This window comes from Duganella aquatilis, from assembly GCF_009674565.1.
Taxonomy (GTDB): Bacteria; Pseudomonadota; Gammaproteobacteria; order Burkholderiales; family Burkholderiaceae_D; genus Rugamonas; species Rugamonas aquatilis.
Genome location: NZ_WKJL01000087.1, coordinates 1 through 255 on the forward strand (window position 1 = coordinate 1; position 255 = coordinate 255).

At 49.4% G+C, this 255-nt stretch carries 2 rRNA genes; both read left to right on the forward strand.

The features are described 5' to 3' along the window. Positions 1–75, forward strand: a 23S ribosomal RNA gene (locus GJ698_RS30375); the annotation flags it as partial. A 113-nt stretch (positions 76–188) separates the two neighbouring features. Continuing rightward, positions 189–255, forward strand: a 5S ribosomal RNA gene (rrf, locus tag GJ698_RS30380); the annotation flags it as partial.

Genomic DNA, 255 nt, shown 5'->3' on the forward strand with positions numbered 1-255 from the left:
CGTTGATAGGTCAGGTGTGGAAGTGCAGTAATGCATTAAGCTAACTGATACTAATTGCCCGTACGGCTTGTCCCTATAACCTTGACGGTTATGCGCATTTACTATGATGGTGAGTGCTACCCAAAACCTTACTTCTCCCAGATTCGCTGTGCAGCCCGATTGGTGGCTGCAGAGCATACAAGTCAAAGCTTGATGACCATAGTAAGTCGGTCCCACCCCTTCCCATCCCGAACAGGACCGTGAAACGACTCTACG